The organism is Paenalcaligenes sp. GW821-LYS-B07-1 (assembly GCF_058803365.1).
The window spans coordinates 1,728,516-1,754,464 of sequence record NZ_CM179516.1; the positions used below are offsets into that span (position 1 = coordinate 1,728,516).

The window sequence follows — 25,949 nt, forward strand, 5'->3', positions numbered from 1 at the left end:
GTGTTAAGTAAGCATAAACCTAGGGGCTGGTACTACTGCACTGCTTCGTTTGTGGCCCCTACGTTACTACTACCTTCGGAGTGATGCCCTGGTTATACCTCAAAAGTGTGGATCTGGTGCGGGCCCAAAAACCTAACAGTCACTGGCTTTGAGGATTCGGCATTCTGACTGGCATGCACTATGTCCGCGAACATTCTTTGTAGTTTTTCCTGTTCTGCTGGATTTCTGTTTGAATGCGACGTTACTCGAAAAAAATCAACAAGCAATTCTTCTTGAACAAAAAAGTAGCCAGCAGTTATTGCTAACGCCATTAAATTCGTATCCTCTGCTTTCATTGCACTAGCAACAGCTAATGCCCAAGCTTCTGAATCACCACGTTGACGCGAAGCACAATTCAAGAACCTATAAGCAGCCAAAATGCATTGATCATTTTTTAATGCTAGATGTCCTGCATTGAAATTGAATAGTGCATCTGAGCCAAATTTTCGCATTAGCGGCAAGAGCGCTTTCTGATAATCCTTCAACTCGTCCTTAGAAAGATTCTGCAAAACATCAATGCCGCCATCTTCCGAAGAGGTATGCTCCAAATGTTGGATTCCCCATCCCTCTACTAACTCACGACAAAGCTCTCTAAGCAAAAGAGTTATTGCAGCTGACTCCCCATCTAATGGACTATTAAGAGCAATATTCAACTCCTCTATCCCCTTGGAAAACTCTCCTGCACAAAAAAGTACGTCTCCTAGCAAACTATGCAGCCTTGCTGATGGCTCCATTACAAGAGCAGCACGATACTGTTCTGCAGCTTCTAAAAAAAATCCGTTTTCAAAAAGGGCTGCCCCAAACTCATGGCGAAAGTAGGCGCGATTGAGATAATCAGGAGACGCCTCCGCAGCAAGCTTGAACATCGGCAGTGCTTCTGACCACCGGTTTTTGTTTGATAACGCATTACCAAGGTTATATGCCGTCGTAGCACGGTGAACGTCGTCTTTGGGTGAGGTCAAGATATTGCGAAGCAATAAAATGTATTCGTCGGACTCGCCATAGCGTTGTGATGCCACATATACAACTCCAGAAAATAAAACGTTACTTAATTCCATGCTGTCGTTTGCGTTTGTTTGATGAAACAAGTTTGTTGCATCCCTTAACCCAACAGCATAGACAACCGAATCAATCAGAGGAAAGAGGAGTTTTTCTCCTGCTGCCTTGAGCAATAGAGCAAAGCAGTTCTTTGCGAGCGGACGGGCAACAAGAATTTTGTCGTACCGACAAGCAGTCAAAAAGACAAGAAGGATGATTGTATTAGCGATGCTGGTAGGCGTTGCCTCGCCAAATTCTTCAACTTTCATCCCCGGGAGTCCTAAATACGAACAAGCGATGCCGTCTTGCAGAAGGAGCACCTCAAAAGCCACCGAATTTAAACTTTCTGTTTCGAATCGGAGTACGCTCAAACTCTCTAGTTCATTTAAGGCATTAGTAACATCGAGCAGTTCTGCCAAAGGTGCAGAGTTACCACGTACTGCAACACAAAACGGTGGCAATTGGCGATCAGAAAATATCCGATTTCTCTGCCTCATAAAGTCTTGTATAGTTTTCGGAGATTTAGCTTTATCCCATGGCTTCAGAAATTTCGTTACGCTCAAAGACTGCGCATCTGCCTTTAACGACCATGCAACATCATGAAGCCAACACCAAGCATATTGTCTTGTGTCAGCATAGTAGCGCAACAGAAGCACTGGATCAGCGTGCGCGCTCCAATACTCAAAATGATTTCGATCCAAAGCAAGGAGATCATCTGCAACAGAGTTGTCTGTGGCCTTAAGTTGACCGTAACAACGTAGCCCTGTCGCAGAACCATCGGCCTCAAAAATTTCCAGCTGAACATCAATACCATAGTCTTTGCGAAAATCGTGTATCACCCACTTTGGCGGCAACTCGAATCTAAGTGCTGCAAGTGATAGTTCTTCTAGCTCGTGGTTCCGTACACGCTTTGTTGTCATATCGAAGTTTCCCCTAATATATGTATAGCAAGCTTAACCCCGTTTAATGATGATTGAGAACGGACTTAAGAGGAGCCTGCCAGCTCAACGTTCAGTATTGCGCAGACCCTGCCAAAGCAATCTTTCTGGGCCACTCCTACAGCGCGCTGCTTGGTGTAGGTGCTTTTCTTCAATGATCCATGCTTGTTCAACGACTATATCCCCGGCAATCCTTCTCCCTAGTACGACAAACGGTATGCCTTAAGCTAGAGCAGAGCTACGATGGTACGTTGAATGTTGCCTCCTTGCATGGTGCTAACTTGCTTTGATGCACGCAAGGTAAATCGGATATCTACGGTTGAGGTCTATCGTTGAGACATCTATATGCACGCATCTGCCAGCAGCGTGTGGCTCGATATGCAGAGGGATGTCTATGATAGGCTGCTTATCTTGATTTACATCGAGCTTGTCGACGGTTAGAAGGATATAGTAGCGTTTGAGGAGGCGTTCTTCACCTTGTTGCCATAGAGGGGGGATATCCCTTTCTGTCGTGATTTTCCATGTCTATTCCTGTCGTGGTGTTAGAGATCCACATGAGTGCCAAACTCCAGTAGCGCTTGAGGGCTGTCGCTATTGTCATATGCTTAGCAAGGGGCGAACGCTGACGGTACACGCCACGGAGCATTTCATCCTCAGTACGGCGAGATCAATCTTCGGAACCATGCTTGCTATGAAGGTTTTTGGCTGTTGGTGGCCAACTTGTCTTACGAATGAGTGCTTTCCAAGTGCTAGAGGGGGGGGCTTAGTAATCATTGCCATACATGCTCCTACAGTGTACTGAGTCTAAGCAAACCTTGAGGAGTCCTGCCAGCACACTGGCGCTAGGGTTTGGATTGTGCTAGGTGCTGGCGAATTAGGTTGGTGTGTTTTTTGAATTGATGAAAACAGCTCACAGGACAGGTACATTTTCAAGAAAAATGGACTGCAGTGGAAGTTCACGATTTTTTTGGGATCGCCTACTTTGCCTACGGATGTCTGTCTAGGCTAGGCAGCTGTTAAGCTTGAGAATTCATGAACCTTCGTAAACAGTCGGGAATTTCACAAAGAGACGCAAGTGTACCAATGAATGAGTTAGGCGATGTATCTAGTGTTATTTTTCCGCTACCTTTTGAGAAGAAAGAGGGGGTCTTTGAATTGCGATCTTCAACTAGCGCTGCGACGAAGCGGCGGAACAAATAATAGAGAAATTTTCCGCGCCATTGAGTGTGTGGGTTAAGGGTCTGAAATTCATTCAACAGCTTATCGAACTCCAACAAGTCAATTTCTCTGCATATGGATAGTAGGGCCAATAGGTCGTTGCCAGTCGCAATTTTTTTGACTGTTAAGTCAAGAGACTTTAACTCTGCAAATTTGGGCAGGCTGCTGTTTATTGAACCGGATGTGTATTTTTCTCCAGAAAGGGATTTTTTTCTCACAAAGTGTATTAATCGATTTGCTTCAGCGAGTGCTTCCTGATGTTGTTTGAGTAAAATATCAAATTTTCTCAGAATAGAGTCGATATCGTTAAATGTCTCCTCTTCTGCCAACTTAAATCGTGTTAGTAACAGATTTTTCAGTCCAGATTTACATACCACGATATTCTCTATTGAGTAGGTCGGTGTGACATATAAGTCATCACCAGGCGGCCTGCCCTTAAGGCCGTCAAAATCCCTGTCGACAAAATAAATATTTTTTCCGGATTTTGGGGCTTCCTTACTTTGATAAATGTAGTCTCTGAGTTTGAGCACGTTGTCCTTGCCGTTCGCGATAAAAAATATATGCTGAAGGTCAAATGCTAGTCGGCCGAAGATTGCAGAGTAGAAAACGGGATCTTCATCTCCCTCGACAATAATAAAGGTTTCATTCGGCAGCTTTCCACGGAGCTTATTAAACTTCATTATTGATACAGCTGCGGCATCTTTTTTCTTAGAAAGTTGTTCAGGTGTGGTATTCATTCGTTATTCTCCCGCATCTCTTTGTATGTCGTTTCTAGGCTTCCCGCGGCTAGTGAAAGATCATTATCAAAGATAAATGGGGAGTGAGTAATTGCGACTAGCTGTTTGAAGTTTGGCGCTAAACATACATCCGGCAACAGCATTTGTTGCCACTCTAACGACAGTGAGAGCTCGGGTTCGTCGACCAGTATGAGATAATTTTTCCGGGGGTCGAGCATAAGGCGAGCGAAAATACTTACTACTTGCTTTTCGCCAGAGGAAAGATTGCCGAACTTTATCTCCCTTTTTGTTATTAAGTTCTTTACTTTTGTCTCTAACTTAACCTTGTCAAATGTAAGCCGCTTTTCACTCCTTACTGCGCATGAAGGATTTTCCCCCTCTGGGTAAAGATAGCGATTTACAATATTCGTAAAACGTTCAATAGCCTCCTCGTCCTCTCTCCGCAATGCATATACTTTCAGGAGTTGACTAAGAAATCTCCTTAGCTCTCCCCGGTTTTCGTTGTAGATTTCGCCACTTTTGATCAATGCAGAAAGCCCTGCCCGTAACTCGGACGTGTTCTTCCCAACGCGAGCTAGCACTACTTCGATTGAGGAAATATCGAAAGTTTCTTGGAGAGTGGTATCACCGTCTGGGTCGGCATCTATAAGCTGCTCAAGTGTCTGCCCATTGCTACGGGTGGATGCCTCAAGAGTCTCTTTTCGTATCTGCGACAGAATCGAGTTTAGCTGCAGTTCCACATCTCTCATTCCAAAAAAAATCAACCGACTAGAGTTCCAGAGATCTCTTCCCACTCGGCCTTTATTTCGGAAATTAATCGGCGGGGAGGCGAGGTTACGATACTCGGCAATATCAGCTTCAATTCTTCTATAGGTAGGTAAATAGAGAACAGAACATCCTCCAAGATGCTCTTTTGCTGTTGCGAAGAGGTCTGGAAATTTCCCTGTTGCGAGGACAGGTTCACAGATCGACGATAGACGTTCTAAAATTTCCTCTCTATCGAATGGTGAATGACGGTATATTTCCTTGTAGGCTTCGGTTTGAATCACCTCCTCGACGTCACCAAAAATATATTTTGTGAGAAGATCCACGGCATCACGTTTGCTGACTTCCCACTGAGAAAAAATCAGTTCCTCGGCCATCGACTCCAGATCTTCTGGACGTAACTCGCCAAAAAGTTCGATTTTCTTATAAGAAGAAATAGTATCGTTTGCCCAGATAATCTCCACCGATTCGAATTCTAAAGTGTAAAGTAGTGATGCTCGACCTTCGAAAATTGCATACAAAGCATTTAATAATGATGTTTTTCCTGAGCCATTATCAGCGCTTACGATTTTTACTGGAGAGTGGCAGGTAAGGGTTAGATTTTTGTAGCCGTTTAGCCCGGTTATGGTGAACCTTTTGAAGATGGGAGCTGATTGGCTAAGTATTTCATTGATCATGATGCCTCAGGATGAAAATTGTTGAGTTTTGTACTAAGCAACTGGTTTATTTGCGCATTTGAATACTAGTGACTTTCTGCATCAATGCATCCGTAGTTCAGCTTTAAAGCTGCGATATTGTCGTATAAAATTCGGCTATAGCCTATCCTGCACTAGCTTTAATCACTTATACTTTTTCGTCATGTCTAAGCTTTTGGGCTTCCCAAGGAACTTTGTGGTTGCACAAAGTCTTCGAGATCAATGTCCCCTTTGATGAACCGCTGGGCATGCTTTTCATGTGCCGCATTGAGAGAGCATTCCTGCAGGCCGACTTGATGGGCGTGCGTAACTAGCGACCGTTTCACGTCGGTCGCGCTCGGCACCGGATATCGTTTTAGTTCTGTTTCGTGTGAACCAATCTCAGACATGGTTGTATCTTTTGCTTTATATAGTACTATTTTACAAGGTGTGGATTTTTTTTGGGATCTTTCGAGAAAACCGGCAAAAGAGTTTTACGTAGAAATTATCTTCTTTTCCTACTAGCAATAGGTTTTATAAATTGACAGCGATATCTTCAGCTATCTTAATGAGAGAACATTTCCCAAGGATGTAATACCTCCCGCCAATTAATTACGTGTTTAATCCACTCGTTTGTCTCAGAACGAAGAAAACGATGATGGAGAGAGCAATGATTACGGCTAAGGAATTGATCGGATTATCAGTGTTCGTCTTATCGCCTTGTCAAACAGTGATTTAAAGAGTCCAACACGGAAGGATACAAACAACTACTATTGTGATTTCAATTTTAAGGATATATACGAACAACGACTGGAAGCGCTTATTGAACCATTTTACGATGACTGGAACCCTTAAAAAAAGGTCGAATGTCAAAAGAACTCCTAACCCGAGCTTAGCAAGGATGATGGTCGCGGATGCAGGAAGGTGGGGCATGTACTCTGAAGTAGCCATTAGAAACGCATTGGCGTAATCCTAAAATATGGCTGATCTCGTAAACGTGAGCTTGGAGGTGGCCGTCAGCGGGACGGTGCGGTGCACCCAGTCTGCGGTATTCTGCTTGGTGTGGAATGACTTGACAATATGTCAACCAGTCTTGTGGATAGGGGCTGTTCAAGTGTTGGGGGTGTCTTAACAATCGTAGCTAGCTCTACGCCAGTATGAGGCTAGCGCCGCACCTCTCTACCGAAACGGTATCTGACTAAAACTTTAAGGGAATCCACGATGTGGGACTTGTGCTGTGAAGTATTCTAAATGGTAAAATTTTAGAGGGTTTTTGAGTGGTTTCCGAGGCCGGAGCCGAACCGGAACACCTTGCCTCAGGGAGCTTGGTATAGGTTGGAAAATGCTATCACACTAGGTGTAGAAGTCTCCTTGCAAGTTGTTCTAAAGCTCCACATCGCTCATCAAAATAATCATGCCGATTATAAATCCCCTCTACGCCTTTAAGCTTATGGTTCAGGCACCGTTCAGCCACATGGCTGGGCACACCTATAGCAGCCAATAAACTCCTGCAAGTGCGTCGTAAGTCGTGCACGGTAAAGTACTCGAGATCGCCCATTTTGTTTTCAGGCTGTACAGCCTTACCTGACTCTTTGCCAAACAATTTAGCTATTGCTCGGTTTAGGGTGTCTTTACCCATATGGGGTACTTTGCTTGGTCTTCTGTTGGGAAAGACATAAGGAGAGCCAAAGGCACGAACTTTGAGTTCGTGTAGCCATTCAAGTGCCAGGTCGGGTAAGGGAATATCAATGGCTACACCTGATTTGCTACGTTCGCTAGGCAAGTACCAAACTTTTGCATCTAGATCGAATTCGCTCCATGGTGCTTCAGTTAACTCGCCTTTGCGCACGCCGAGCAGCACCAAAAGAGCGCAAGCTAAATAGTTGTCTCGTGTGAAGCTGTCTATTTCTTCTCTGAATTTTTTAAACACAAAAGAGAGCTCATCTAAGGTAAGGGCTCTGTCTCTACTGTTTTCTACACCTCCCGCATCCACTACATCAAAAGCGCTAGCTGGGTTGTGAGTGATGATATCCAGTTTGATAGCATGGTTAAACAGTTGCTTGCAATAGAGTAGAGCATCGTTAGCAATAGTGGGTCTATTGCTTTCAGCTATGTTTCGCAGGATTTGTCTAATGTCTCGCCCTGTGACTGTTGTCGGCTGCATTTGGCCGATCACGGGGGCGATGTCTTTGGTGTACACCCTAAAAGGGGTGTGGTGGTGCTTAAGGCGTTTTATGTTGCCTTCATGCCAGTCAGTAAAGAGATCATCTACTGTATCCATTGGGCCGTATATGGCTCTTTTTTTCTCTATGAGCGGATCAAGGCCTTCACGGTGCTGCTTCATCTTTAGAGCAGCTTCTGTTCTGGCATCGGCAAGGGACAGGTCATCCACTTTGCCAAGCGTCATTTCTTTACGCTTCCCGTTGGATGTGAAGCGCAGCATCCAGTACGAGCGTCCTGCTTTAGGGACTACGAGATAAAGGCCCCCACCATCGGCATAGCGACCAGGCGCCCCCTTGATCTTTGCACTAACTGTTTTGCTGGTAAGGCTGGCCATAAAGCACTCCAAAAGTACCCACCACTACTACATGGAAAAATCCTAGTATACCCACCAATTTACCCACCAGGGTAGAGTTGATAGTGGTGGGTAACTGTTGAGTTGTGTGGAGTGGGTGAAATCTTGAAGTGCTTGTGTTTACTGGGTTTGTTGAGCTTTATGGGTGCTGATTGAGGTTATTCAATATTCTGCGCCTGTTCACGCATCTGCTCAATCAGCAGCTTCAAATCAATCGCCGCTTCAGTCACCGTCAGCGAACCAGCCTTAGAGCCCAGTGTATTAGCCTCACGGTTCATTTCTTGGAACAGGAAGTCCAAGCGTTTGCCGCTACTACCTTTACGCTGGCGTTTGTTTCCTGTGTCTTTACCTTGCAGAATGTGTTGCAGTTCTTTTAAATGAGAACGCAGGCGAGTCAATTCTTCAGCAACGTCAGAACGCAAGGAGAATAGTGAAGCTTCTTGAGCAATACGGGCTGACAGTTCTTCGCCAGAAATATGACTAAAGCCATCTGGGTTGGCAAGGTTCAAGCTTTCGCGCAGGCGGTCGCTGATTTTGTTTTGTTGGTCTTGCAGCATTTGTGGAACATGCTGCTCGACGTCAGTCACGATTCGCTGAATGTCTTCTGCCATGGTGAGCATGTCAGCGGCCAAACGTTGGCCTTCACGCAAACGCGCTGCTTGGAAGTCTTGAAGGGCTTGCCCTAAGGCCTCTAAACAAGTTGCTTGCCAATGTTCAGCTTTGTCTTGAGTTTGTTCTTGCTGTTGCGATTGCATTAGCTCATTTAGCTTAGGTGCGGGTGTGTCCGGAATAAAAGTACGTACCACCGCCAGTTCAGTTGCTAAACGCTCTAAATACACAGTGTCTAGGCGACTTTTCTGCACCAGCAGGTTTTTATGGAAAGTCAGGCGTAGCTCGATTTTTCCACGCTGCAACGACTCGCTTAAGCGCTCACGAACTGGGGCCTCAAGAAAACGTAATTCTTCAGGAATGCGTAGATTCAGGTCTAGGTAGCGATTGTTGACGCTGCGCAGATCAATGGTGATACTGCCTAGTTCTGACTCGGCGCGCGCGCTACCGAAAGCGGTCATACTGCTGATCATAGGATAAGGTACCGTGTGTATGCTTGAATTAGAGTATTGTAGCCTGTTCTAATAACGACTTCGGGCGAAGTCGTCTAAATCAGTAGGAGAAACAAGTTGTCAGGTTTGCAGAATTACGAACGTCATGCCGCGCGTGCGCATGATGCATTGCGTAGCATAGAGTTTGAAGTGAATTTCAGCAAACACGCTGAGGGTTCAGTACTGATTAAAGCGGGCGATACCCATGTGCTGTGTACAGCCAGTGTAGTGGATAAAGTGCCTGGTTTCTTGAAAGGCAAAGAGCAGGGCTGGGTAACGGCCGAATACGGTATGTTGCCACGTTCTACGCATACACGCATGGATAGAGAAGCAGCACGAGGCAAACAAAGTGGCCGTACTCAAGAAATTCAACGTTTGATTGGCCGCAGCTTGCGTGCTGTGGTGGATTTGAAAGCGTTAGGTGAGCGTTCCGTACATTTGGATTGCGACGTACTGCAGGCTGATGGCGGTACACGTTGTGCGAGCATCACAGGCGCTTGGGTAGCGTTGGCGATTGCATTAAAGCGTGTGGGCCTAGAGCAAGCGTTAACAGGTCAAGTAGCGGCTGTCTCTGTAGGCAAATTAGGCGATAGCTTACTTCTGGATTTAGATTACGACGAAGATTCTGGCTGCGATGCTGATGTGAACGTCGTGATGACGGATACTGACCAACTGGTAGAGATTCAAGGTACGGCGGAAGGTAACACGTTTAGCCGTCAGGAATTGAATGCGCTATTAGACAGCGCGCAAGCTGGTATTCAACAATTGCACCGCGCACAACGTGCTGCGGTAGAGCGTGCTTAAGCAGGTGAGATAACTATGGCACTACATAAAGTCGTACTGGCATCAAACAACGCCGGTAAGTTGCGTGAGTTTTCTGCGATGCTGGAGCCCGTTGGGCTGCAGATGATTGCGCAGGGCGAGTTAGGTGTCCCAGAAGCGGATGAGCCGTTTTATACCTTTGTGGAAAATGCTTTGGCTAAAGCCAGGCACGCCAGTGCGATCACGGGTTTGCCTGCGTTGGCGGATGATTCAGGCTTGTCAGTGCGTGCTTTGGATGGCGCCCCGGGCGTGTATTCGGCTCGTTTTGCCAGTATGGCGGGCGGTGAGAAGTCCGATGCAGCGAACAACGCGCATTTGGTTTCTAAGCTACAGGGCGTAAGCCAGCGCGAAGCTCGTTATGTGGCCTTGTTGGTGTTTGTGCGTCATGCGGAAGACCCCTGTCCCATTATTTGTGAAGGTTTTTGGGAAGGGGAGATTGTGGATCAGCCTCAGGGTGAAAACGGCTTTGGCTATGACCCACATTTCTTCTTGCCTGATCTGGGTAAAACTGCGGCGCAACTAAGCTCTGCAGAAAAGAATAGCTTGAGTCACCGTGCTATTGCCTTGAAGCAATTGCTACAGCGCTTGCAGCATGAAGGATGGACCAACTGATGATCTCCATTCAGCCTTTGCAACGCGTACAACCACGCAAAGCGGATGAGTTCAGATTTAGTACATTGCCACCACTCGCACTGTATATACATGTGCCGTGGTGCGTGCGTAAATGCCCGTACTGTGATTTTAATTCCCACAAGGCACCGCAAAAACTGCCCGAAGAGCAGTATTTGTCAGCACTGAGAGCAGATTTAGAACAGTCTTTGCCCTTGATCTGGGGGCGTCAGCTGATTTCCGTGTTTATTGGTGGTGGTACACCCAGTTTGCTGTCAGAGCAAACGGTGGATGCCATGTTGTCTATGATCCGGGCATATTTACCTCTGCTGCCGGATGCGGAAATTACGCTTGAAGCTAACCCTGGCACTGCCGAGGCTTCTCGCTTTAAATCGTATGCACAAAGTGGTGTGAATCGTATCTCACTAGGTATTCAAAGCTTTGATGACCATGCCCTGAAGGCGTTGGGTCGTATACACGATGGTCAGCAAGCGCGATTAGCCATTGAGATGGCGCAGCAAGCCGTAGAGCGTGTGAACTTGGATGTGATGTTTGCCTTACCAGGCCAAACACCAGAGCTAGCGATTAAGGATGTACAGCAAGCGATTAGTTTCGGTACCGAACACTTGTCGCTGTACCACCTGACGTTGGAGCCCAATACGGTATTTGCGAAGTACCCGCCGGTGCTGCCAGATGAAGATCAAAGCGCTGTGATGCAAGATGCGATGATACAAACGGTGCAAGAGCACGGTTTTGAGCAATACGAAATCTCCGCCTACAGCAAGCCAGGTCGACGCAGTAGACACAATATGAACTACTGGGAGTTCGGCGACTACTTGGGTATAGGCCCAGGGGCACACAGCAAATTATCGTTTCCCGATAGAATCGTACGCCGCGCGGTATTGCGAAACCCACAATCGTGGATGGAAGCCGCTGAAAAACGCGATGGTAGTCATTTGGCTGAAGACGTAAGCGTTGCGTTTCACGACGTGCCGTTTGAGTTTATGTTGAATGCGTTGCGTTTGAAGCAGGGGGTGCCTGTGGGGCTCTACGAAGAGCATACAGGGCAGCCCTTAAGCTATGTACTGTCAACATTGCGCCGTTGTCGTGATAAGGGCTTATTGGCTGACGATCCACTACGTATTCGTGCCTCGGAAATGGGCTGGCGTTTCTTAAACGATCTGCAAGCGGAGTTTTTACACGATCAGTAGTTGTTTTCCTGTTGTTGTTGCAGGTTTTTTTAACGGCTGCCTAGCCCTTGAATTACAATAAAACAGGCCCTTTGCAGCACGGGCGTGCTGTAAGGTGGTCTTTATCTCTGCTTTTTTAGCCTTATTCTGGAGTCATAATGTCTACCCCCGAAGAGCTGGTCAAACTCATTGCGGAACGTAATGTTGCCTTCGTCGACTGCCGTTTCACGGATACGCTGGGTCGTGAACATCACCTGACTGTGCCAGCGCACAGCTTTGATGAAGAGCGCATAGAAGGGGGGGTAGCGTTCGATGCATCGTCTTTACCTGGATGGAAAGGAGTGGAATGCTCCGACATGCTGTTGCTGCCAGACGCTAGTTCTGCCCGCTTAGATCCATTCCGCGAAGAAAGCACGCTTATTGTGACGTGCGATGTAGCAGAACCTACCGATTTGAATGGTTACGATCGTGATCCACGTTCGTTAGCCAAACGTGCTGAAATTTACCTGCAAGCCAGTGGCTTGGGCGACACTGCCTATTTTGGTCCTGAGCCTGAGTTTTTCGTTTTCGACAATATCCGTTGGAACGACCAAATGAATGGCTGTATGGTTGAAATTGGTGCTGAGCATGCCCCTTGGTCTACCGCAACTGAGTTGAATGGTCATAACTTAGGCCATCGTCTGCGTGTTAAAGGAGGCTACGCACCCGTACCACCCGTTGATAGCTTCCACGATCTGCGCTCAGAAATGTGCGTACTGATGGAGCAGCAGGGCGTGCCTGTTGAAGTGCACCACCACGAAGTGGGCGGCGGCGGTCAGTTGGAAATTGGTACACGTTTCTCCACGTTGGTGCAGCGCGCCGACTGGAACCAGATCATGAAATACACTATCATGAACGTGGCTCACGTGTACGGTAAAACAGCGACCTTTATGCCTAAACCCATCTTGGGTGATAACGGCTCTGGTATGCACGTACACCAATCTATCTGGAAAGATGGCCAGAACTTGTTCGCAGGTAATGGTTACGGCGGTTTGTCCGATATGGCCTTGTTCTACATTGGCGGTATCATCAAGCACGCTCGTGCACTGAACGCAATTACTAACCCAACCACTAACTCCTACAAACGCTTGGTACCTCACTACGAAGCGCCTGTGAAGTTGGCGTACTCGGCTCGTAACCGTTCAGCATCTATCCGTATTCCTTACGTGAGCAGCCCTAAAGCACGCCGTGTAGAGGTACGTTTCCCAGATCCAATGGCTAACCCATACTTGGCATTCTCTGCCATGTTGATGGCTGGTCTTGATGGTATTCAAAACCGCATTCACCCTGGTGATGCTGCTGACAAAAACTTGTACGACTTGCCACCGGAAGAGGATGCAAAAATCCCAACCGTGTGTAGCTCGCTGGAACAAGCGTTGGAAGCCCTGGATAACGACCGAGAATTCTTGACTCGTGGCGGTGTATTCAGCAACGACATGCTGGATGCCTACATTGAGTTGAAACAAGCCGAAGTGAATAGGCTGCGTATGACGCCACACCCGGTTGAGTTCGACATGTATTACAGCCTATAAGCGTAGCTAAGGTTGTACGGCCCCTGTCTGCATGACAGGGGTTTTTTTCTTTGTTGGTAGGAGTGAGATCTATGTTTTCTGGGCTAGTTTCATTTCCCTTAACTCCGTTGCTCAATGACAGTGCTATTGATGTTCATGCCTTTGAGCGCCTGATTCTGCGTCAAGTGCAGGCTCAGGTGAATATGATTACGGTATTGGGTTCTACAGGAAGTTACGCCTACCTGAACCGCGAAGAACGGGCAATGGTTGTTAAGCTAGCTGTGGCTCAAGCATCGTCTGTACCTGTCATGGCGGGTATTGGTTCGGTACGCACTCGTGATGTGTTGAAGCTTGCAGAAGATGCCCAACGTGCGGGAGCAAAAGCTGTACTGATGGCTCCAGTGTCGTATCAGAAGCTTCAGCCTGATGAAGTGTATGGCTTGTTTGAGATGGTGACCCGTGAGTTGTCGGTACCATTGTGCGTGTACGATAACCCGGCCACAACACAGTTTTATTTCAGTGATGAGTTGTTGGTAGCATTAGCAGCGTTGCCGCACGTGGCATCCATCAAAATTCCTGCGCTGACTGGTAGTCTGGATGAGGCCACTGTACGTGTGCGGGCGCTGAAGGCGCGTTTGCCTGCACAGTGCAGTTTGGGTGTGAGTGGTGACCATGCGGCAAGCTTGGGGCTGCAAGCGGGCTGTGATGGCTGGTATTCTGTATTAGGTGGTTTGCTGCCGCAGTTGTGTATGCGTTTGCTGGCAGAAGCTAAGCAGCCTAGCGCGGATGCAGACTCATTGTCTGCGGTGATGCAGCCATTGTGGGCGCTGTTTAAGCAGCATGGTAGTGTGCGTGTGGTAGCTGCCGTTGCAGAATTACTAGGCCTTGTGCAAACACCATGTTTACCGTTACCGTTGCACAGCTTGCAAGGTGAAGAACGTGCCAAAGTGACAGCATGGTTAGCGTCGCTACCAGAAGGCTTTGCTTGCTGATAGTAGTTGCTAGTTAGTCATCCGAAGGACTGCCACGTAAAAATGCTTGGGCGCGTTGATGTAGCAGTGCTTCGCGGCGAATGAATTCCGACACAAAGTTATTGGCAGGATTGTGATGCAGGTTATAGGCTGTATCCCATTGGGCAATGCGGCCTTCATGCATGACACCGATGCGATCAGCAATCGCAAAGGCTTCAGCTTGGTTGTGTGTGACCAATAAGGCCGTTAAGCCTGCAGTTTTTAGAATATCGCGTACTTCAAAGGCTAGGCGTTCACGCGTATCTATGTCTAGGTTGGAAAAGGGTTCGTCCAACAACAGCAGAGCAGGTTCAGGAGCCAGCGCGCGTGCTAAGGCTACACGTTGTTGTTGACCACCAGAAAGCTCATGCGGGTAACGCTTGGCATGACCCGCTAAATCCACCAGTTCCAACATTTCCTCTACGCGTTGGCGTCTGTGGTTTTTTTCAGATTTGCGCAGACCAAAGGCAATGTTCTGAGCGGCAGTGAGATGGGGAAATAGGGCGTAGTCCTGAAACATCATGCCTACGTTACGGTTTTCAGGCAGCACCACATGCTCAGGGGTAGATAAGGTGACGGGGCCCAACTGTATGCTGCCTGACTGCAAGGGTTCAAAGCCAGCGATACTACGTAAAACGGTGGTTTTCCCGCAGCCAGAGGAACCCAATAAGCAGCCAATATGACCCTGACTTAGTGAGAGGCTTAAATCGTCTACTACTGTTTTTCTACCCTCTGGTGCGGGGTAACTAATGGACAGATGTTCTAAACGCAGAAAAGCAGTCATGTTAATTTAATGGTTTTTGAATTGTGTACGAGCAAGCAAAATGACGGGTAGCAGACCTGCTACCACAATGGCCAGTGCTGCAATCGCACCTTCTTCATAAGTACCACGAGCCGCTTCGGCATAAAGCCATGTGGCCAGCGTGTCAAAATTCATGGGGCGTAGCAATAGGGTGGCGGGCAGCTCTTTCATGGCATCTACAAAAACCAGCAACGCTGCTGCTCCTATGGCAGGGCGTAATAATGGTAAATGCACGCGTCGTAATGTACCGCTTGCACTTTCACCCAGCAGTCTAGAGGCTTGTTCTAGTGAGGGAGGTATACGCGATAAACCGGCTTGCAAACTGCCCGACGAAATCGCTAAAAACCGTATGCTGTACGCAATGATAAGGGCGCCCATGGAACCCATCAAAATTAATTGCTGCGGCGCACCCCATAACTGACTAATACGATTCAGTAAGCCATCTACAAAGACCAGTGGGCCAAGTAAACCGATGGCTAGCACGGTGCCGGGGATGGCATACCCTATAGAGGCTATGCCCGCTAGCATATTAGGCAATGCACGACTGCCATGCTGATGGTGATTGCCGCGAGCGGACCATGCCAACACTAGTCCAGCCACTAAGGTGACGATGGTGGCAGTCAGCGCTAAGCTCAACGTATTCCACGCGCTGCTAAGTAGTTGAGCAGACACAGTGCCATTTAAATTCAAATACTTAACGCTGGCATTGATCAAATATAATGCTGGCGCTACAAAGCCAATCACAATAGGTGCCCAACCTAGAGCACTCGCAATCAGTGCAGGCATGCCTTTAAGGGCTTGGCGTCGTACAAGGTGTGAGCGTTGATTGCTACTATAACGTTGATGGCGACGGCCTAGGCGCTCAATCCAAATCAGACTTACCACCATAACCAGCATAGTCAGGGCAATTTGGGCAGCACCAGCCAAGTTAGAACGCGTGACCCACGTGGAGTAAATAGAAACCGTCAGTGTTTGTATGCCTAGGAATTCAGATGCGCCTATGTCGTTTAAGGTTTCCAGCAGTGTTAGGCTCAGGCCTACTGCAATAGCTGGCCTGGCCATAGGCAGTGCAACACGGAAAAATACAGAGCGACGGCTTTCGCCCAAAATGCGGGCTGCTTCAATCAAACTAGCAGCTTGGGTGGCAAACATGGCACGGGTGCTCAAATACACGTAAGGGTAGAGCACAAAGCCTAGCAGGAAGATGGCACCTGGCAGAGAGCGCAAATCGGGCAGACGGAATTGTCTGGGGCTGGTATAGCCAAGAATGTCGCGAATAAAGCCTTGGACGGGCCCTATAGGATGCAGCAAGTCCAGATACGCAAAGGCCACTATATAGGTGGGGACGGCTAAAGGCAGCAACAGCGCCCACGACACAATGCGCCGTCCGGGAAATTCATAGGCGGTAATCAGCCATGCGGCCCCTACACCTAAACAACCTGCTAGCACGGCCACGCCAGCTAACAGCAATACAGTATTCAGAAACGCACCAGGCAACACATAGTCAATTAAGTGTACCCAGTGATCAACGGCGCCAAAGGATTCCCAGAACAGCATGCCTACGGGGGCAAGCACGATCAGAGCGATCACAAAGGAAACCAGCAACCAGCCGTTCTGTTGAAAAAATACACGCAGTGGGGAGCGAGACGCGACAACAGGCCATTGCCCTACAGCAATGGCCTGTTGTGTGTGCTTGCGGTTTGTTGTTTTAGTTGTTGAATCCAACTTTATCTACCAGTTCACTTGCCTCTTTACGGTGCTTAGCGATTTCGGTCAGTGGCAGAGGATCAATCACCAATTCACCAAAACTGGCGACTACTGGATCAAGTTCTACACCCGCTTTAACTGGGTATTCGTAATTCGCTTTCGCATATAGACTTTGCGCGGAATCAGACACCAAGTATTCCAACAATTTGATAGCGTTATCTTTGTTAGGAGCATGCTTGGCTACTGCTGCGCCAGAGATATTAACATGAGTGCCACTGCTATCAGAGTTTGCAAAGGTGGGACGAATTACCTTGATGGCTTCGCCCCATGCGTAATCGTCTGTGCCAGGAGCAGCATTTTTCATGCGGCCTACGTAGTACGCATTAGCAATACCCACATCGCAAATGCCGCCCAAGATGTCGCGCGCTACGTCACGGTCTCCACCGGCAGCTTTACGTGCCAGATTGTCTTTCACGCCTTTCAGCCATGTTTCAGTGGCTTCCAAGCCATCGTGTGCAATTTTTGCAGCGATCAAGGCGGTGTTGTAAGGGTGTTGGCCAGAGCGAATGCATACTTTGCCTTTGAACTCTGGGTTAGCAAAGTCTTCATAGGTTAGTGTGGTGATCTCTTCCATGTCTTTGGCTACATACGCCACGCGATCACGCAAAGACAGCGTAAACCACTGGTTATCTGTACCACGCAGGTTGGCAGGAATAGCTGTTTGCAGGGTGGAGGACTCTACGGGTTGAGTCACGCCGGCTTCTACCAGATCCAGCAAGTTGCCTATATCAACAGTCATCAGCAAATCAGCAGGGGATTTGTCGCCTTCTGTACGTACACGTTCAATCAGTCCATCTTTCACAAATACTGTATTGACCTTGATGTTGCTTTCATTGGTGAAGGCTTCAAGGATGGGCAGTATTAATTGTGGTTCACGCGTAGTGTAAAGATTAACTTCTTCAGCAGCGTAGGCGTTGACCGCCATGGTGCCAAAAACTAGACCAGCCAAAATGGAGAGACGATTACGTGCAAAACGCATAGTGAGGCTCCTACTAGTTAGGAATTTTCATCAGAATAACAATCATTATTGATCGTCGCGAAAGCACCTTAGCAGAGTACAGCTAGCCTAACAATAGAGAGGACGAGATGGATTACTGAATTGACGAAAACTTGATGAACTAGACAGGTATTGAAGGGCAAATGTCATCATCTTGATACAGATCAGGGGGGGATAAGCTTATTTCTGCGATGATGGGTAAACCCAGTTTTGCATAAGGATATCAGGATTTACACTATAAAACGCGCTAAACTGGTGCGGTAAATCACTTTTTCCTGTCCTGCTGAGGCTGGCAGATTCCTTACATACTCTGAAACTGATACATGGCTGCTTTTAATACTGAAAAAGTCCTGAGCGTGCATCACTGGAATGACACGCTTTTTTCATTCACTACAACGCGCGATCAGGCTCTACGTTTTACCAACGGACATTTTGTCATGATTGGTTTGGAAGTAGAAGGTAAGCCACTGATGCGTGCTTACAGTATCGCTAGCGCGAATTACGAAGAAAACCTCGAGTTTCTGAGCATTAAAGTGCAAGATGGTCCGTTGACCTCTAGGTTGCAACATTTGCAAGTGGGTGATTCTATTTTGGTCAGCCGCAAACCAGTGGGTACATTGGTGGTAGATGACTTGCGTGATGGGCGCAACTTGTACCTGTTGGGCACAGGCACAGGTTTGGCTCCGTTCATGAGCATCATCAAAGATCCAGAAACATACGAACGTTTCGAGAAAGTGATCTTGGTGCACGGTGTGCGTTTCGTCAGTGAATTGGCGTATGCTGATTTCATCGAGAAAGAACTACCAGATAACGAGTTCTTTGGTGATATCGTGCGCGAAAAACTGTTGTACTACCCAACTGTTACCCGCGAAACTTACCGTAACGAAGGCCGTATTACATCAGTGATTGAATCCGGCAAGATCTTTGCTGATTTAGGTATAGACGCCTTAGATCCCGAGAAAGACCGTGTCATGTTGTGCGGTAGCCCAGCCATGCTGGAAGACCTGAGCAATATGTTGGATGCCCGTGGTTTCAAAGTTTCCCCAGGGGTAGGTCAACCTGGCGATTACGTGATTGAACGTGCGTTTGTTGAGAAATAACAGACTACGTTTGTGCGCAAAGGGCTTGTGTAGCCTTTTGCGGCACGATTAGAATGGTGCGGTTTTCAGCATTTATATAACGTACCCATGATTAAAGATATTATCCAGACAAACGCAGCTCCTGCAGCTGTAGGCCCTTATTCTCAAGCCGTAGCGGTACAAGGCAGCAAGACAGTCTATCTGTCTGGCCAAATTGGTCTGAGCCCAACGACTGGCGAATTGGTTTCTGATAACTTCGAAGCGCAAGCACGTCAGTGTTTTGCCAACATGGAGGCTGTGATCACAGAAGCGGGCGGTACGCTGGAAAATATTGCAAAACTAACGCTATATCTGACAGACCTGAGTAAGTTCGCTACGGTGAACGCCATTATGGCTGATGTAATTCCTCAGCCGTTTCCTGCGCGTTCTACACTGGGCGTGGCAAGTCTGCCTAAAGGTGCTCAGGTTGAAGTAGAGGCCATTCTGGTTCTCTAATCGCTATGGCATCTGCATCATCCTCACGGCCCAGCAAGGGCCGCGCAGATGCCGCGGCAACCACACTGGCACGAAAATTCAGCCAATTAGGCTTGGAAACTGATGCCGATTTCGTAGTGCACTTACCTTTACGCTACGAGGATGAAACCGCTGTTCATGCCATTGCTGATGCCCGATCTGGTTTACCTCAGCAATTCGAAGGCGAAGTGGTTGAGCAAATTATTACTCAACGGCCGCGTAAGCAGTTGCAAGTTATTTTGCAGGATGAGAGCGGCAGAATCACACTGCGCTGGCTGCATTTCTATCCCTCACAACTCAAGCAATTGGCAGAAGGCCAACGTGTACGCGTACGCGGTGAAGTGCGCCGTGGTTTTCATGGTTTAGAGCTGGTGCACCCTAAGGTGACGCGTCCAGATCAAGGTTTATCGGATACGTTAACACCGGTGTATCCGGCGAGTGACGGGTTGCGTCAACAGCAAATACTGAATCGTATTAATCAAGCCTTAGAACGCTTGCCATTAAACGATACGTTGCCAGAAGCTTTGCGCGAACAGTTTGAGCTACCGGATTTTGCGCAGTCCTTACGCTTACTGCATCACCCTCCGAGAGATGTAGATGCCTATGCATTGATGCAGAAAACGCACCCGGCGTGGCAACGCATTAAATTTGATGAGCTTCTGGCCCAGCAGTTGAGTTTGGCTGCTGCTAGGGCAGCGCGACGCAAACAGAAATCATGGCCGTTGAAAAAGAAAAAGGGTCAGCTAGAGCAACGTTTGCGTGAACGTTTGGGCTTTAGCTTAACCAACGCCCAAGAGCGTGTGGTAGCTGAAATCGCCGAAGACATGACTTTCTCACACCCAATGCATCGCCTATTACAGGGGGATGTGGGGAGCGGTAAAACCGTGGTGGCGGCTATGGCGGCCGCACAGGCCATAGAAAGTGGTTACCAAGTAGCTCTGATGGCGCCTACAGAGTTATTGGCCGAGCAGCATTACCAGAAAATGCAGTTGTGGTTTGAACCCCTAGGCATAGCGGTGGGGTGGTTAAGTGGCAGCCAGACGGCGAAGCAACGAGCACCAGTTCTAGATGGGGTACAGAACGGTAGTTGTGCATTAGTGGTGGGTACACAAGCATTAATCCAAGAGGGTGTAGAGTTTCATAAGTTGGGGCTGGTGATCTTAGATGAGCAGCATAGGTTCGGTGTGGGGCAGCGTTTAAGCCTAAGCCGTAAAGGCGAGCAAGGTGAAAAGCAGGCCCGTACTATTCCCCACCAATTGAATATGAGTGCCACGCCTATTCCTCGTACATTAGCCATGAGTTTTCTTGCTGATCTGGATGTATCAGTGATTGATGAGTTACCGGCAGGGCGTACACCAGTGATCACGAAGCTGCTGTCTGAACATAGACGCGAAGAAGTGATTGCTCATATTTATGCGCAAATCCAAGAAGGTAGACAGGTGTATTGGGTATGCCCCTTAGTGGAGGAAAGCGAAGCCCTGCAATTGCAAACTGCCGTAGACACGTATCAGCATTTGGCTGAACAATTGCCAGGCGTCAAAGTAGGCTTGTTGCACGGCAAGTTGCCTACGCAAGAAAAAGCCCACATTATGGAAGCGTTCCGCGCAGGTGAGGTGCAAGTGTTGGTAGCCACCACGGTGATTGAAGTAGGGGTAGATGTGCCCAACGCCAACTTGATGGTCATCGAGCACGCCGAGCGCTTTGGGTTAGCGCAATTACACCAGTTGCGTGGTCGAGTGGGGCGTGGTTCGCATCAAGCGGTATGTGTGCTGCTGTATCAGCAACCATTGTCAGCCATTGCGCGTGAGCGCTTAAAGGCTATGTACGAAACAACTGACGGTTTTGAGATTGCACGCCGGGACTTGTCACTGCGAGGCCCAGGCGAGTTTTTGGGTGTACGGCAATCTGGGCAGGCATTATTGCGTTTTGCCAGTTTGGATAGCGATGAGTATATGATTGAGAAAGCACAAGAATGTGCTGTCTTGTTACGAGAACACTATCCTGAGCATGCCCATGCGCATGTACAGCGCTGGCTCAAAGGACGTGAAGAATTTTTGCGTACCTGATATAACTGTCAGGACACGCTATCTAAGGGCTGAACATGACACTGACTGAGTTGAAATACATTGTGGCGGTTGCGCGAGAACGCCACTTTGGCCGGGCTGCAGAAGCTTGTTTTGTAAGCCAGCCCACCTTATCGGTAGCCATTAAAAAGCTGGAAGAAGAGCTGGGCGTAGTGATCTTCGAGCGTGGTGGTCCTGAAATAGGCATCACCCCCATTGGGCTGCGTATTATTGAGCAGGCTCAGCGCGTATTGGAAGAGGGCGCCAAGGTGCAAGAAATTGCGCGCCAAGGTAATGATCCGTTAGCGGGGCCATTGCGCGTGGGGATTATCTATACGGTAGCACCGTACCTATTGCCCAAACTGGTGCCTGAACAAATACGCCAAACCCCACAAATGCCGTTGTTGTTGCAAGAAAATTTCACTGTGAAATTAATTGAGTTGCTTAAACAAGGCGAAGTGGATTGCGCTATTGTGGCTTTACCCATTCCAGACACCGGCTTCATGGTGCGTGAGCTGTACGACGAACCCTTCGTGGTGGCTGTACCCAGTTCGCATGCTTGGGCGGGTAAAGAAGCCATTGACCCCGAGGCGTTAAAGAGTGAAACCATGCTGCTTTTGGGGGCGGGTCATTGCTTTAGAGATCAGGTTTTGGGCGTATGCCCTGAGTTATCCCGCTTTTCAGCAAGTAGCGAAGGTATACAGCGCACCTTTGAAGGTTCATCGTTAGAGACTATCCGCCATATGGTGGCCACAGGTATAGGCGTAACGGTAATGCCATCTAGCGCGCTCGCCGCCCCTGGTCAAGAAGGTGCTTTGCTGCGCTATATCCCTTTTACTAAACCGGCACCGGATAGACGCATTGCCTTAATCTGGCGCAAAAGTTTTCCCCGTATTGAAGCCATTAATGCATTAACCAAAGCCATCATGAATTGCGGCTTGGAAAATGTTAATTTTTTGTTAGATAAAAGCGTTATTTACAGTAATCTTGACGGATTACAGTAAACTGTTTGACTTGAAATACAAGGTTCGTAGGTTCTATTTAGTCCAACCTCAAGGAGCGATGTATGGCTAAAGCGGTAAAAGCTGTGAAAAAAGTGGCAAGTAAAAAAGTTGCAACTAAGAAGGCTGCACCTAAAACAGTAGCCCCAAAAACAGTCAAGGCGGCGCCAGGTATTCTGGCAGTAAACATCGGTATTAGTGATGCTGACCGTGCCCGTATTGCCGAAGAGCTATCTAAGGTATTGGCTGATTCCTACACGGTGTACCTGATGACGCATAATTTCCATTGGAACGTTACAGGTCCTATGTTCAATACATTGCATGACATGTTCATGGGGCAATACACCGAAACATGGCAAGCGCTAGACGCTATTGCTGAACGTATGCGCGCATTGGGGCACTATGCTCCAGGCACCTATGCCCAGTTTGAAGCGTTGAGCTCTATCCAAGAACCTAAAGGCGTGCCAGATGCACAGCAAATGATTGCTATGCTATTGTCTGCCAATGAGGCCTTGTGTCGCACAGCTAGACAAGCATTTGATTGTGCCGATGCGGCAGACGATCAGCCTACCGCTGATTTGTTAACGCAGCGTTTGGATGTACATGAGAAAAATGCGTGGATGCTGCGCAGCCTCTTACAATAAGTACTATGAGGTAAGGGCTTGAGTGAAGCATCAAGCTCTTAGTGGGTGACTGCCTGCGCCGGGTAGGGCAGGCAGTCACGTCATTTATCAGGAGATCACATTTATGAAAATCCGTTTTACCCCTGTTGCCAGTGCTCTGGCCTTGGCTACTAGCATGATGATGGCTACAGCCGCTCATGCGGATACCATCAAAATTGCCGTGGCAGGCCCAACCACAGGTCCCGTAACACAGTATGGCGATATGGTTCGTGAAGGGGTGTATACCGCTATCGAACAAATCAATGCTGGCGGTGGCGTATTGGGTAAGCAACTGGAACTGGTAGTCATCGATGATGGCTGTGAACCTAAACAAGGCCCAGTTGTCGCGAACCGTGTGATCAATGATGGTATTAACTACGTTGTTGGTCACGTATGTTCCGGTGCAACGATTGCAGCTACCGACGTCTATAACAGCGAAGGTATCGTGATGGTTACCCCATCCGCTACAGCTCCTGCTGTAACCGATGGCAAAGGCTACGACAGCATTTTCCGTACTATTGGTCGTGATGACCAGCAAGGTCCTGCTGCCGCCGCATTTATCGCTGCTAACATCAAGCCAACTAAAGTGGCTGTGCTGCACGACAAACAATCCTACGGCCAAGGTATTGCAACAGCCGTTCGCGACGGTTTGAAAGATGCTGGCTATGAAATCGTAATGTTTGAAGGTATTAATGCCGGCGACACCGATTACTCGGCTGTGATTACCAAACTGAAGTCCACTGGTGCTGATTTTATTTACTACGGTGGTTACCATCCAGAAATGGGCTTGTTGTTGCGTCAAGGTGCTGAACAAGGTTTGAAAGTCACTATGATGGGGCCAGAGGGTTCCGGTAACCCAGACATCAACGCTATCGCAGGAGATGCAGTGGAAGGCATGCTGCTGACACTGCCAGCTGACTTTACGCAAGATGCAGAAAACGCTGAAATCGTTAAAGCTTTCCAAGCTAAAGGCCGTGATGCCGCTGGTGCATTCCAGATGACATCGTACGCAGCGACTAAGGCGATTGCTGATGGTATCGCAGGTGCTGGTGTAGATGATCCAGTCAAAGTAGCCGAGTACTTGCATGCTAACGAAGTGAAAACACCTATTGGTGTGATCTCTTGGAACGAGCAAGGCGATTTGAACGAGTTCAAGTTCGATGTATACGTATGGCACAAAGATGGTTCCAAAACACTGTACGGTAAATAATTAACGTATAGATAGTTCTTACTAAAAGAGGGCGGCGATAGAGCCGCCTTCTTTTATGTGGGCTAGGGCTCTGCTACAGTGTTGAGTGCGCGTCTTGGAGCGCAGTAATAAGAAAGAAATTCTAGGAGTTAAATAGATGGTGAACGAGGCTTACCAAATGACGTTGGCATTTATCGGTGGGGGTAATATGGCTTCTGCCTTGTCAGCAGGTTTAATCGGTAAACGATGTGCTGCATCGGATGTGCTGGTAGTAGAACCTCATGCAGAATTGCGTGACAAATGGGCAGAACAAGGCGTATTGACGCAACCTCATGCACAAGAGCAACTGCGCCACCATCGTGTGTGGGTGTTTGCTGTGAAGCCTCAAGTAATGAAAGAGGTAGTGCAGCAGTGCAAGCCTTTCTTGCAAGCTGATACATTAATCATCAGTGTGGCAGCAGGGATTGCGGCCACTGATATTGCTCGTTGGTTGGGTGACGATACCCCTTACGACTGTGTGATCCGCTGTATGCCTAATACACCCGCTTTTATCGGTTGTGGTGCTACTGGCTTGCTGGCATTGCCCGCTGTGCCTGAGCGCGATAAAAATATCGCTAATCAGCTATTGGGTACGGTAGGTGAGGTGGTATGGGTAGATAGTGATGATCAGTTAGATGCAGTAACGGCATTGTCTGGTAGCGGCCCCGCGTATGTGTTCTTGTTCTTAGAGGCGTTGATTGCCGGTGGTACAGAGTTGGGGCTGTCGCCAGAACAAGCAAGAAAACTTGCCTTGGCAACCTTGAACGGCGCTACTCAGTTGGCTAGTTTGTCACCAGAAACACCTGAAACTCTGCGTAAACGCGTAACCTCTCAAGGTGGTACAACGGCTGCAGCATTGGACGTGCTGTTTGCTGAAAATTTTGAAAAAACGGTTAAAACGGCAATGGCTGCAGCCAAACGCCGAGCGGCTGAGCTGTCTGTGGAATTTGCATGAAAGCAGTAGGTGAAACGGGCCGCCTTGAGGCGGTCCGACCTATACATTATGGCGTGGCCATTGTTGCGATGATCATCATCGTCGTGGCCTCTAATGTATTGGTGCAGTACCCCATTAACCCATGGCTAACATGGGGGGCGCTCACGTACCCAGCATCCTTTTTGGTGTCTGACCTGTTGAATAGACGGTTTGGGCCGCTCACCGCACGTAAAGTAGCTCTGTGGGGCTTTATTGCTGCTCTAATAGTGTCAGCATGGCTAGCAACTCCACGTATTGCAATTGCTTCAGGCTTGGCGTTTCTTATTGCACAACTCGCCGATATACATGTATTTGATAGATTGCGCGATGGTAAATGGTGGCAAGCACCTTTTATAGGCGGTATTGCAGGAGCAGCTGTTGATACATTTGTTTTCTTTGGTATAGCATTCGCTGGTACAGATATGCCCTGGCACACATTAATGCTGGGCGATTTCGCCATTAAGATTCTATTGAATACTTTTATGCTTGCACCATTTAGAGCATTAATGTGGAACTTGGCTAGACCAAAGGATAAGTAAAAAAACGCTAGTTTCACTCCCTCGCTAGGGCTTTTACGTAGTGACAGAGTCAGGCCATCT

21 protein-coding genes are annotated in these 25,949 nt (G+C 48.1%); 13 read left to right on the forward strand and 8 right to left on the reverse strand.

Annotation, left to right across the window (positions count from 1 at the left end; all coding sequences use genetic code 11):
• Positions 1-92: 92 nt before the first annotated feature.
• The 5 genes from AC3QL0_RS08180 to AC3QL0_RS08200 form a co-directional block, all read right to left on the reverse strand.
• On the reverse strand, positions 93-1,997 hold the full coding sequence (locus AC3QL0_RS08180; protein WP_493010898.1) for a DUF4365 domain-containing protein: 1,905 nt from the start codon (positions 1,995-1,997) through the stop codon (positions 93-95).
• A 1,034-nt stretch (positions 1,998-3,031) separates the two neighbouring features.
• Positions 3,032-3,970 (reverse strand): DUF4435 domain-containing protein, encoded by a 939-nt coding sequence (locus AC3QL0_RS08185; RefSeq protein ID WP_493010899.1) that lies wholly within the window; start codon positions 3,968-3,970, stop codon positions 3,032-3,034.
• Positions 3,967-5,412 (reverse strand): AAA family ATPase, encoded by a 1,446-nt coding sequence (locus tag AC3QL0_RS08190; protein WP_493010900.1) that lies wholly within the window; start codon positions 5,410-5,412, stop codon positions 3,967-3,969. The genes AC3QL0_RS08185 and AC3QL0_RS08190 overlap by 4 nt, the downstream gene beginning before the upstream one ends.
• Before the next feature lie 1,345 nt (positions 5,413-6,757).
• Positions 6,758-7,966 (reverse strand): tyrosine-type recombinase/integrase, encoded by a 1,209-nt coding sequence (locus tag AC3QL0_RS08195; RefSeq protein WP_493010901.1) that lies wholly within the window; start codon positions 7,964-7,966, stop codon positions 6,758-6,760.
• A gap of 176 nt (positions 7,967-8,142) precedes the next feature.
• Positions 8,143-9,066, reverse strand: coding sequence for a YicC/YloC family endoribonuclease (locus tag AC3QL0_RS08200; RefSeq protein ID WP_493010902.1), 924 nt, complete (start codon positions 9,064-9,066; stop codon positions 8,143-8,145).
• Between the two features lie 96 nt (positions 9,067-9,162).
• Here AC3QL0_RS08200 and rph point away from each other — a divergent pair, with 96 nt between their 5' ends.
• From rph to AC3QL0_RS08225, 5 genes are all read left to right on the forward strand, one after another.
• Positions 9,163-9,888 (forward strand): ribonuclease PH, encoded by a 726-nt coding sequence (gene rph / locus AC3QL0_RS08205; protein ID WP_493010903.1) that lies wholly within the window; start codon positions 9,163-9,165, stop codon positions 9,886-9,888.
• A 15-nt stretch (positions 9,889-9,903) separates the two neighbouring features.
• Positions 9,904-10,518 carry an RdgB/HAM1 family non-canonical purine NTP pyrophosphatase gene (rdgB, locus tag AC3QL0_RS08210; RefSeq protein ID WP_493010904.1) on the forward strand — a complete coding sequence of 205 codons (615 nt, stop codon included), beginning with the start codon at positions 9,904-9,906 and terminating at the stop codon, positions 10,516-10,518.
• Entirely contained in the window at positions 10,518-11,726 is a 1,209-nt protein-coding gene (hemW, locus tag AC3QL0_RS08215; protein WP_493010960.1) for a radical SAM family heme chaperone HemW, read from the forward strand. Before rdgB ends, hemW begins: the two co-directional genes overlap by 1 nt.
• 137 nt (positions 11,727-11,863) lie before the next feature.
• The gene (gene glnA / locus AC3QL0_RS08220; protein ID WP_493010905.1) at positions 11,864-13,276 is read left to right on the forward strand and encodes a type I glutamate--ammonia ligase; all 1,413 of its coding nucleotides are present in this window, start codon (positions 11,864-11,866) and stop codon (positions 13,274-13,276) included.
• Positions 13,277-13,347: 71 nt separating this feature from the next.
• Positions 13,348-14,247, forward strand: a complete 900-nt coding sequence (locus tag AC3QL0_RS08225) for a dihydrodipicolinate synthase family protein (protein WP_493010906.1) — start codon at positions 13,348-13,350, stop codon at positions 14,245-14,247.
• A gap of 13 nt (positions 14,248-14,260) precedes the next feature.
• On the opposite strand, the gene AC3QL0_RS08230 is transcribed toward AC3QL0_RS08225, so the two are convergent.
• The 3 genes from AC3QL0_RS08230 to AC3QL0_RS08240 form a co-directional block, all read right to left on the reverse strand.
• Positions 14,261-15,049: an ABC transporter ATP-binding protein gene (locus tag AC3QL0_RS08230; protein WP_493010907.1), complete on the reverse strand. Its 789-nt coding sequence runs from the start codon at positions 15,047-15,049 to the stop codon at positions 14,261-14,263.
• A gap of 6 nt (positions 15,050-15,055) precedes the next feature.
• Positions 15,056-16,702, reverse strand: a complete 1,647-nt coding sequence (locus AC3QL0_RS08235; RefSeq protein ID WP_493010961.1) for an ABC transporter permease — start codon at positions 16,700-16,702, stop codon at positions 15,056-15,058.
• Positions 16,703-16,775: 73 nt separating this feature from the next.
• Entirely contained in the window at positions 16,776-17,813 is a 1,038-nt protein-coding gene (locus tag AC3QL0_RS08240; protein WP_493010908.1) for a Fe(3+) ABC transporter substrate-binding protein, read from the reverse strand.
• A 341-nt stretch (positions 17,814-18,154) separates the two neighbouring features.
• Here AC3QL0_RS08240 and AC3QL0_RS08245 point away from each other — a divergent pair, with 341 nt between their 5' ends.
• The 8 genes from AC3QL0_RS08245 to AC3QL0_RS08280 all read left to right on the forward strand — a co-directional run bounded on the left by AC3QL0_RS08245 (position 18,155) and on the right by AC3QL0_RS08280 (position 25,889).
• Positions 18,155-18,931 (forward strand): ferredoxin--NADP reductase, encoded by a 777-nt coding sequence (locus tag AC3QL0_RS08245; protein ID WP_493010909.1) that lies wholly within the window; start codon positions 18,155-18,157, stop codon positions 18,929-18,931.
• A gap of 87 nt (positions 18,932-19,018) precedes the next feature.
• Positions 19,019-19,405 (forward strand): Rid family detoxifying hydrolase, encoded by a 387-nt coding sequence (locus AC3QL0_RS08250; protein ID WP_493010910.1) that lies wholly within the window; start codon positions 19,019-19,021, stop codon positions 19,403-19,405.
• A 5-nt stretch (positions 19,406-19,410) separates the two neighbouring features.
• Positions 19,411-21,489 carry an ATP-dependent DNA helicase RecG gene (recG, locus tag AC3QL0_RS08255; RefSeq protein ID WP_493010911.1) on the forward strand — a complete coding sequence of 693 codons (2,079 nt, stop codon included), beginning with the start codon at positions 19,411-19,413 and terminating at the stop codon, positions 21,487-21,489.
• A 35-nt stretch (positions 21,490-21,524) separates the two neighbouring features.
• Entirely contained in the window at positions 21,525-22,490 is a 966-nt protein-coding gene (locus AC3QL0_RS08260) for a LysR substrate-binding domain-containing protein (RefSeq protein WP_493010912.1), read from the forward strand.
• A gap of 62 nt (positions 22,491-22,552) precedes the next feature.
• Entirely contained in the window at positions 22,553-23,131 is a 579-nt protein-coding gene (locus AC3QL0_RS08265; RefSeq protein ID WP_493010913.1) for a Dps family protein, read from the forward strand.
• Between the two features lie 103 nt (positions 23,132-23,234).
• Positions 23,235-24,359, forward strand: coding sequence for a high-affinity branched-chain amino acid ABC transporter substrate-binding protein (locus tag AC3QL0_RS08270; RefSeq protein WP_493010914.1), 1,125 nt, complete (start codon positions 23,235-23,237; stop codon positions 24,357-24,359).
• Between the two features lie 136 nt (positions 24,360-24,495).
• Positions 24,496-25,332 carry a pyrroline-5-carboxylate reductase gene (gene proC, locus AC3QL0_RS08275; RefSeq protein ID WP_493010915.1) on the forward strand — a complete coding sequence of 279 codons (837 nt, stop codon included), beginning with the start codon at positions 24,496-24,498 and terminating at the stop codon, positions 25,330-25,332.
• Positions 25,333-25,400: 68 nt separating this feature from the next.
• Positions 25,401-25,889, forward strand: a complete 489-nt coding sequence (locus AC3QL0_RS08280; protein WP_493010962.1) for a VUT family protein — start codon at positions 25,401-25,403, stop codon at positions 25,887-25,889.
• The last annotated feature ends 60 nt before the right edge of the window (positions 25,890-25,949 follow it).

Bases quoted from the DNA above. Each gene is read 5' to 3' on its own strand.
- AC3QL0_RS08250 (WP_493010910.1), top strand. From the start codon at position 19,019: ATGATTAAAGATATTATCCAGACAAACGCAGCTCCTGCAGCTGTAGGC.
- AC3QL0_RS08270 (WP_493010914.1), top strand. From the start codon at position 23,235: ATGAAAATCCGTTTTACCCCTGTTGCCAGTGCTCTGGCCTTGGCTACT.
- AC3QL0_RS08265 (WP_493010913.1), top strand. From the start codon at position 22,553: ATGGCTAAAGCGGTAAAAGCTGTGAAAAAAGTGGCAAGTAAAAAAGTT.
- AC3QL0_RS08225 (WP_493010906.1), top strand. From the start codon at position 13,348: ATGTTTTCTGGGCTAGTTTCATTTCCCTTAACTCCGTTGCTCAATGAC.
- AC3QL0_RS08260 (WP_493010912.1), top strand. From the start codon at position 21,525: ATGACACTGACTGAGTTGAAATACATTGTGGCGGTTGCGCGAGAACGC.
- recG (WP_493010911.1), top strand. From the start codon at position 19,411: ATGGCATCTGCATCATCCTCACGGCCCAGCAAGGGCCGCGCAGATGCC.
- AC3QL0_RS08195 (WP_493010901.1), bottom strand. From the start codon at position 7,966: ATGGCCAGCCTTACCAGCAAAACAGTTAGTGCAAAGATCAAGGGGGCG.
- AC3QL0_RS08185 (WP_493010899.1), bottom strand. From the start codon at position 3,970: ATGAATACCACACCTGAACAACTTTCTAAGAAAAAAGATGCCGCAGCT.
- rdgB (WP_493010904.1), top strand. From the start codon at position 9,904: ATGGCACTACATAAAGTCGTACTGGCATCAAACAACGCCGGTAAGTTG.
- AC3QL0_RS08230 (WP_493010907.1), bottom strand. From the start codon at position 15,049: ATGACTGCTTTTCTGCGTTTAGAACATCTGTCCATTAGTTACCCCGCA.
- AC3QL0_RS08245 (WP_493010909.1), top strand. From the start codon at position 18,155: ATGGCTGCTTTTAATACTGAAAAAGTCCTGAGCGTGCATCACTGGAAT.
- AC3QL0_RS08240 (WP_493010908.1), bottom strand. From the start codon at position 17,813: ATGCGTTTTGCACGTAATCGTCTCTCCATTTTGGCTGGTCTAGTTTTT.
- glnA (WP_493010905.1), top strand. From the start codon at position 11,864: ATGTCTACCCCCGAAGAGCTGGTCAAACTCATTGCGGAACGTAATGTT.
- AC3QL0_RS08280 (WP_493010962.1), top strand. From the start codon at position 25,401: ATGATCATCATCGTCGTGGCCTCTAATGTATTGGTGCAGTACCCCATT.
- AC3QL0_RS08180 (WP_493010898.1), bottom strand. From the start codon at position 1,997: ATGACAACAAAGCGTGTACGGAACCACGAGCTAGAAGAACTATCACTT.
- hemW (WP_493010960.1), top strand. From the start codon at position 10,518: ATGATCTCCATTCAGCCTTTGCAACGCGTACAACCACGCAAAGCGGAT.
- proC (WP_493010915.1), top strand. From the start codon at position 24,496: ATGGTGAACGAGGCTTACCAAATGACGTTGGCATTTATCGGTGGGGGT.
- AC3QL0_RS08190 (WP_493010900.1), bottom strand. From the start codon at position 5,412: ATGATCAATGAAATACTTAGCCAATCAGCTCCCATCTTCAAAAGGTTC.
- AC3QL0_RS08200 (WP_493010902.1), bottom strand. From the start codon at position 9,066: ATGATCAGCAGTATGACCGCTTTCGGTAGCGCGCGCGCCGAGTCAGAA.